The following is a 7,909-nucleotide window of genomic DNA, read 5'->3' on the forward strand; positions in this document are numbered from 1 at the left end:
ATTTGAATGGTTGCTTTCTTTTCTTCCTTGGCTTCCCCTTTTCCTAGCGAATAAAGGGTCAATTCCCGGTCTGGGTTCACAGATTGCCAAGTGGCGTAGACAATTTGCCCATTATCAAAAAGGTCTAGGCTGGAGCGATAGCCACCAACCGCAGCTGTATAAGCTGTATGGAGCAATTCGGCTTCTTGACCCTTGAGGTAATAGATGGCAGAAACATATTGTTTGTTTCCAGTGTATTGATTGGACACCAAGAGCTCATCCACACCATCTTTGTTCAAGTCTGTAAAAGCGTATTGGAAGGTTACCGGAGTTCCTAAGCGCTCCAAAGCATCTAGATAGATGCTTTCTTCTGAGCCAGATTTTATCTTACCTAATTCCGCAAACAGGCCTGACTTATCGCCATTTTTAAGAGCTGTATCATACTTAGCATACCGCTCCAAAACCTCTTGATAATACTTTTGACCCGTATCCTTCTTTTCTTTTTTAACCGATGATGACGTTGCTGTCTTTGGTTTACTTTGGCGTTCATAGCGTTTGGGCGTACAAGCCACCAGAGCTAGAACGGACGCACCCGCCAGTAGTGAAATCATAACCTTTTTCATAAAAACCTCCTCATTTCTATCCTAGTATATCAAAAATGGTCAATTTTTCCAGCTCTTTCAAGATTTTCAAACAAGCATTTTCCCCTCTCCCTCTATGTTTCTGTCCTATTTTCTGCTATACTTAAGGAAGAATACCGATCAAAAGGAGAACATTATGGAATTAAAAAAACGTTCTGAATTTCCTGAGAACGAACTCTGGGACCTCACAGCCCTTTACCAAGACCAGGAAGACTTCTTGCGTGCCATTGAAAAAACACGTGAAGAAATCAATGAATTTGTCCGTAACTACAAGGGCAACCTCCACACCTTTGAAGACTTTGAAGCTGCCTTTGCGGTCTTTGAACAAATTCAGATCCAACTCAGCCACATTGGCAACTACAGTTTTATGCCACAAACCACTGACTTTGGTGATGAAGCTTTCGCAGAGATTGCTCAAGCGGGGATGGATTTCGAAACTTGGGCAAGCGTTGAACTTTCCTTCTTTGATGATGCTTTAGTAGAAGCGGATGAAGAAGTCCTCGAACGCCTGGGGCAACTCCCTCACCTCACTTTTGCCATTCGTCAGGCTAAAATTAAAAAAGCTCACTACTTGGGAGCTAATGTGGAAAAAACATTGACCAACCTGGGTGAAGTCTTCTACGGACCTCAAGACATCTATACCAAGATGCGGGCAGGCGACTTTGAAATGGCTGATTTTGAAGTGGATGGAAAAGTTTACAAGAATAGCTTTGTTACCTATGAAAACTTCTACCAAAACCATGAGAATGCAGAAGTTCGTGAAAAAGCCTTTCGTTCCTTCTCAGAAGGTCTCCGCAAGCACCAAAACACGGCTGCTGCTACCTATCTAGCTCAAGTCAAGTCTGAAAAACTGATTGCAGATATGCGAGGCTACGACTCTGTCTTTGACTACCTCTTGGCTGAGCAGGAAGTGGATCGGGCCATGTTTGATCGTCAGATTGACCTGATCATGAAGGACTTTGCTCCAGTCGCTCAAAAATTCCTCAAACACGTGGCCAAGGTCAACGGCCTTGAAAAAATGACCTTTGCTGATTGGAAGTTGGACTTGGACAGTGCGCTCAACCCAGATGTCACTATTGATGATGCCTATAACTTGGTCATGAAATCTGTGGCACCTCTTGGAGAAGAATACTCCCGCGAAATTGCTCGCTACCAAACCGAACGCTGGGTAGACTTCGCGGCCAATGAAGGCAAGGATTCCGGTGGTTATGCAGCTGACCCATACCGCGTCCATCCTTATGTCCTCATGAGCTGGACAGGACGGATGAGTGATGTTTACACCCTGATCCACGAGATAGGACACTCTGGTCAATTCATATTCTCAGACAACAACCAAAGCTACTTCAACGCCCACATGTCGACCTACTATGTGGAAGCTCCTTCTACCTTTAACGAGCTCCTCCTCAGCGACTATTTGGAACACCAGTTTGACGACCCTCGTCAAAAACGCTTTGCCTTGGCTCACCGTTTGACAGATACCTACTTCCACAACTTCATCACTCACTTGTTGGAAGCAGCCTTCCAACGCAAGGTCTACACCTTGATCGAAGAAGGTGGAACCTTCGGCGCTAGCAAACTCAATAGCATCATGAAGGAAGTCTTGACAGAGTTCTGGGGAGATGCCGTTGAAATCGATGACGATGCAGCCTTGACCTGGATGCGCCAAAGCCACTACTACATGGGGCTTTACAGCTACACCTACTCAGCTGGCTTGGTTATCTCAACAGCGGGATACTTGCATTTGAAGAACTCCGAAAATGGAGCGAAAGATTGGCTAGACCTCCTTAAATCAGGTGGCAGCAAGACCCCACTTGAGTCAGCCATGATCATCGGAGCAGATATCTCGACTGACAAACCACTCCGCGACACCATCCAATTCCTTTCAGACACTGTCGATCAAATCATTGCTTACAGTGCCGAATTGGGAGAATAGATACTTATTCCGTGAGGAATTCATTGGCGAATATGTTAGACTAGTTAGTAAAAATCTATCAATGAGGAGATAACATGAAAAATAAGCCCCTACTAGTGGCTGTTGCAGTCTTGTCTTTAGTTAGTCTTGTTGCTTGTAGCAGTCCAAAGAAAGAGTCCAGTGGGCCATCATCTTCGGAATCTACTTCCACTAGTGTGGTGAAAGAGACTATAGAATCGAGTAGTAAGGTAGAGAAAAAAACATCAGATGGTGATCAGAGTTCTGAAGAAACTAAACGAATCGGTTCAGCAGATTATGGATATGTCAATATCCCGAGTAACTGGAAAAAATATGAATCTGTAGAAAATGGAGATAACATTGAATACAGAGATCCAAGTGGTAATTATGCTATTATTTTAAATGCCTCCAATAGAGAAAAAGCAAATGTAGCTGAAGGAGAGGAATTTGGTCCTGATATGATGGCTAAAAGATTTGAAAGTGGCATGAACAAAACAAATAAAGTCGTTAAGATTTCAAGATCTTCTGTTACCGTTGGAGGAAACGAAGCAATTCAAGTAAATATGAGTCTTAAATCAGGCAATTATACTATTCTCTGGACATTCCAAAAGGATGATAAGGTATATAACATTGTATGTGTTGGCGATGAAAAAACAATAGATCAATTGACAACTTATGTCAAAGAGACTTGGAGCTTTGATGGAACAGGTGCCGTGACGGATTAATGAAGAGTGTTAGGTAGCTGTACTGACCCCAAAAAGTTAGACAAATAATTCAACTATATAGTAAAAAACACTCCCATATTCAAATGGGAGTGTTTTGTGATTAATTCAACTCAGCAATAATTGCCTTAATTTGTGCTGCGGTATGCACTCCTGCTACTTGTTTAACAACCTGCCCATCTTTTTTAAAGAGCAAGGTTGGAATGGACATAATGCCGAAAGCACGCGCTGTTTCTGGATTTTCATCCACATCCATTTTTAGGATTTTTAACTCATCTTCCGAAAGTTCTTCCGATAATTTTTCTAAAATAGGAGCTTGCATGCGACATGGACCACACCAGGTTGCCCAAAAGTCTACCAAGACCAAACCTTCTTTTGTTTCTGCTTCAAATGTTGCGTCTGTAATTGCTTTTGCCATTTTCTTTCTCCTTTAGTTTTGGTACTGCGTCAAATCTTGCTTCATCAAATAGAAGAAAACATCCCCGTAAGTCCCTTGGTAATCCAACTCATGCCCATTATAGGTCAGTTTCACAACAGGATAAAAATCTGCTACCCCAATCAAGCAAGCTTGTTGGGAGCGTTCAAACTCTTCGTAGGAATCAAAATGCATGACTCTTTCTTGTTTTGCACTGTCTAGATATGTAATTTCAATCATATCGATAACCTCTATTTCTTATGATGCATCAATTGTAACTCTAGACATTACATCTGTCAAATAAAACGACTTCCTCAGAATGATGAATCTCGTTCGATAAGGAAAAGACAAGAAAAAAGCCCTCTGAATCCAGAGAGCTGTTTTGAGCTCGGGCTAAAATCTTGGTGAAAACAAAAAATCTCCCCGAAGGGAGATAGATCTGGTCTATTTTACCTTACGATGCTAGGAACCGAAGCCGAAGATTATACTCGAGTATATCGAGGCAAGGTGACAAAAAACAAAAAAGCTACTCAACTAGAGTAGCCTTATTTTCAAGATATGCTCAATTGAACACGGCCTAAGCACTTGGCAAAAAAGATAAAATCTCCTAGAAGCTGAAGCTTCTTCGTCAATTTTCCTATTTTTGCTTTGTGCTTTTGACGGCCTTTGTATCTTGAATTAACGACGAAGTCCAAGAGAGTTGATCAACTCACGGTAACGGTTAACGTCGTTTGTACGAAGGTAAGCCAACAAGTTACGACGGCGACCGATTTTCTTCATCAAACCACGGTAAGTAGCGTGGTCTTTTTTGTGTTGTTTGATGTGTTCGTTCAAGTGGTTGATTTCCCAAGTAAGGACAGCAACTTGTACTTCTACTGAACCAGTGTCACCTTCGTGACGTGCGTATTGTGCAATGATTTCATTTTTTTTCTCTTTTGAGATTGCCATGATAAGCTCCTTTTCTTTATGCTCTATCCGAGTGGCAGGTTTGGCATATCCTGCTACCAAGAAAGAGTTAGTTGTCTATTCGACCTTCTTATTCTACCAAGATTTCATCTTTCTGTCAAACACTTATGTTTCCTTTGAGAGGAGCTTTTCTCTTTTCTAAAAAGAACCTTGGGAATTTGGACGGTTTGATGGAACATTCTTCAAGCAACTTATTCAAAAGAGAGTGGGACAGAAATCGGTAATTCGTTAGAATTCGATTTCGTCGCCCCACCTCCGCACAGTTGTGTAGGGCTGTAAAAGCTGATGAAATCAGCGTAGTAGAGCCCAGTCAACCGCTGCGTCTTGCTCGACAATTCAAAGATAACTGAGAGGCTAGGACTTTTGTCCCAGCCTCATTATCGGTATGAAGCTTATTTCTCTTTCCGTTTACCACGCAAGAGCAAAGCCAAAGCAAAAATTGCTAAGAGTGCACCGAGTATGGTCAACCCGTAAGCAACAACTTCACCAGTTGATGGAAGAATTTTTTTCTTCCCTTCTTTTGGTGTGGTTGGAGTTTCTGGTTTCTCCGGTGTGCTTGGCGGCGTTGTAGGAGGTGTTGTTGGTGGAGTGGTCGGTGGTGTCGTTGGCGGTGTACTTGGTGGTGTGGTCGGTGGTGTTGTTGGTGGCGTATGACGGTTGGTTACCGTGAAACCATCAATAGTTGTTGTATAACCAACTACTGGATCCTCTGTAATGGTGTAAATAATCTTCTTACCTTCCTTGTATACGGGTAGATCCGTAAAGCTTGCCTGCCAATTATCAGTAGCTGTAATTTCTTTTACAGCCACTTCTTGACCATCCGCAAGGAGACGAACTGTGATTTTTTCAGGACGAAGACTATCTTTGTTGTCTGCGTCATCCCAGATCTTTTTAACCGCTACTTCCGTTACTTCTGGCGTGCGGCTATTAGTGATCACTACATTTCCCTTGTTACTGTCATCAACTGTACTAGTATAGCCTTTGACTGTTCCAACTTCTTTCACTTGGTACTGAATCTCTTTGCCTTTCGCTTTTAGAGGCAAATTGCTAAAGGTATGAGTCCAGTTATTTTTAGCAGAAAGTTCCACTTCTTTTCCTTGAGCTTTGCCATCTGCATAGAGCTGTACCTTAATGGTGCTTGGACGTTTGCCATCTTGGTCATTGTTGTCTTCCCAACGTTTTGTAACAGTGACGCTGGTTTTACCTGGCTTGTAGCTATTGGTAATGGTTGTTCCATCAATCGCAGCAAAGTAATTGGCTACGGTGTCTTCTGTGACTGTGTAGACAATTTGTTTGCCGTGATTGTATTTTGGAAGATTGGTAAAGACTGTCTTCCAATCAGTCGCTGCACTTAGCTCTTGGCTAGCTACTTCTGTACCATCTGCAAGGAGACGAACAGTGACCTTGTCAGGACGAATGCCATCTTGGTTATCATTGTCTTTCCAAACTTTCGTTACTGGAATCTCAACAACTTCTGGTGTCCGACTGTTGGTAATATTGGTTCCTTCAATAGTCGCTTCATAGCCTTCAACAGGTTCTTCTGAAACAGTGTAGGCAATGACATTGCCAGCATCATCGACCACATCGAGATTATCAAAATGATAAGCCCAAGTTCCTGTAGCATCTGGTTTCACTTCTTTAGAAGCGACTTTGACACCATTTGCTAGGAGATTGACGGTGATTTTTGATGGACGCTTGCCATCTTGGTTGTCATTGTCATTCCATGTCTTTTGACCAGCAACGCTTGTTTTTTCTTTTTGGTTTACGACATCACGAGAAATCGCGAGGTCATTTCCAAAATCATCCTTGCTGATCTTGATAGGTTCTTCAGAGAGCACATAGCCTGTCGGAGCTTGAATTTCTTTAACCGTATAAGCCTGCTTGATCAAGCCCGTAATGGTGCCAACACCATTCTCATCTGTCGTAATGGTTCCAACTTGCTCACCTGTATCATCTGCTGTCACAGCAAAAACAGCACCTGCAAGAGCCTGACCATTTTCACCTTTTTTATGAATAGTGAAGGAGTATTTCTCACCATTGAAGTCTCCATCAAGGAATTGATACAGAATATCTGCAACCTTATTTTGCTCCTTGATTTCTGTAGCTGTCATCTTCGCATTGTTTTTGTAGGAAGTATTGATGGCTGGGACCTTGTCCAAATAGACATCATAGCGAATTGTCATTCCTTGTTCAGGAGCTAGATCACCGATATGAACTGTTAAAGAACGCCCATCAGCACTGACAACAGGGGAATAATTCTTGGTGACGTTGGTAGTGTCTCTTAAGTGATAGGCACCATCTTCGTTATCGATCTGCCAAGTTCCTGTATGGATGTTGACAGAATCTGCTTTGATCTTCCCATCTGTAAAGGCCAATTGGTCTTTAATATCAATATTATGAAGGGCAGTGTGACCTTGATTAATGTTCAAGGTATAGGTCAATTTTAATTTATTATCTGAGTTGGTCCAACCCCATTTGCTAAAGACTTCTGGAGTAGGAGGATTTTCACCCGGGTTCACCCCTTTGTAATCGATATTCCCACCTGAAATCACTTTCTTATCGATCGTGAGAGTAAAATCAAGTGTCTTTTGACCTTTGACGACTTGGTGGTCTACACGCGCAAAGAAACGCAGTTTCCCTGTCACATTAGCCATTCTTTCAGGATAATCCGTATAGGTTACAGTAATGACTTTTCGTTGATCATCTACCGTTGCTGTCGCAACTTTTTGACCACTTGGATCCAGCAGGTCGATGGTGTCCGTTTCAAAGACCTTAAAGTCATCTCCAAGTTGAATAACGGTCTGATCTCCCTTTTTTACACGTCCATTCGGCAACACAAAGTTTGCTTCAACTTGAAAACTCTCCCAAACACCGAGTGGATCTGTAATCGCTCCACCAGTTGATTTCGATATGTTTACAGATGTCACAACATCATTGATCGTATCTGCATGGACTTTAGCTGGACTATTGGGTTTGGCAAATCCTAAAGCCGCTAGTAAAAATAGGGCAACTGTTGTCACAACAGAATAGAGCCACTTTTTCATAAACGATTTTTCTCCTTTTTCTACGTTTACTAGATAAGGTATGTGAGTCGAAAAATTATCACTACATATTGTGATTTTATACACAACCCATCTTTTTTCATTATAATCGATTTACTTTGAGAAGACAAGCTATTATATATGCTTTTTTTGTATTTTAAGTACATTTTTTTGATACAAAGAAAAATAGAGAGTGGGACAGAAATCGGTCATTC

Annotated in this window: 6 protein-coding genes and 1 pseudogene; 2 read left to right on the forward strand and 5 right to left on the reverse strand. The window is 41.9% G+C overall.

Annotated features, from left to right (window positions below; genetic code table 11):
* Window positions 1-602 (reverse strand): annotated as a pseudogene (locus HMPREF2686_RS08300) (hypothetical protein); the annotation flags it as partial.
* Window positions 603-756: 154 nt separating this feature from the next.
* Here HMPREF2686_RS08300 and pepF point away from each other — a divergent pair.
* Together pepF and HMPREF2686_RS08310 are read left to right on the forward strand one after the other, a co-directional pair.
* Window positions 757-2,553 carry an oligoendopeptidase F gene (gene pepF, locus HMPREF2686_RS08305; RefSeq protein WP_070450226.1) on the forward strand — a complete coding sequence of 599 codons (1,797 nt, stop codon included), beginning with the start codon at window positions 757-759 and terminating at the stop codon, window positions 2,551-2,553.
* Window positions 2,554-2,627: 74 nt separating this feature from the next.
* Window positions 2,628-3,275, forward strand: a complete 648-nt coding sequence (locus HMPREF2686_RS08310) for a hypothetical protein (RefSeq protein WP_070450229.1) — start codon at window positions 2,628-2,630, stop codon at window positions 3,273-3,275.
* A gap of 100 nt (window positions 3,276-3,375) precedes the next feature.
* Here the strand turns inward: HMPREF2686_RS08310 and trxA are convergent, their stop codons facing one another.
* From trxA to HMPREF2686_RS08330, 4 genes are all read right to left on the reverse strand, one after another.
* Window positions 3,376-3,690: a thioredoxin gene (gene trxA, locus HMPREF2686_RS08315; protein ID WP_049475181.1), complete on the reverse strand. Its 315-nt coding sequence runs from the start codon at window positions 3,688-3,690 to the stop codon at window positions 3,376-3,378.
* Between the two features lie 12 nt (window positions 3,691-3,702).
* Entirely contained in the window at window positions 3,703-3,927 is a 225-nt protein-coding gene (locus HMPREF2686_RS08320) for a DUF4649 family protein (RefSeq protein ID WP_049475182.1), read from the reverse strand.
* 438 nt (window positions 3,928-4,365) lie between these two features.
* Entirely contained in the window at window positions 4,366-4,635 is a 270-nt protein-coding gene (gene rpsO / locus HMPREF2686_RS08325) for a 30S ribosomal protein S15 (RefSeq protein ID WP_003004251.1), read from the reverse strand.
* Between the two features lie 410 nt (window positions 4,636-5,045).
* A complete protein-coding gene (locus HMPREF2686_RS08330) occupies window positions 5,046-7,697 on the reverse strand; it encodes a Cna B-type domain-containing protein (RefSeq protein WP_070450233.1) in 2,652 nt (883 codons plus the stop codon).
* Window positions 7,698-7,909: the final 212 nt, after the last annotated feature.

Origin of the sequence: Streptococcus sp. HMSC057G03 (assembly GCF_001808745.1) — a bacterium.
Classification (GTDB): Bacteria; Bacillota; Bacilli; order Lactobacillales; family Streptococcaceae; genus Streptococcus; species Streptococcus parasanguinis_Z.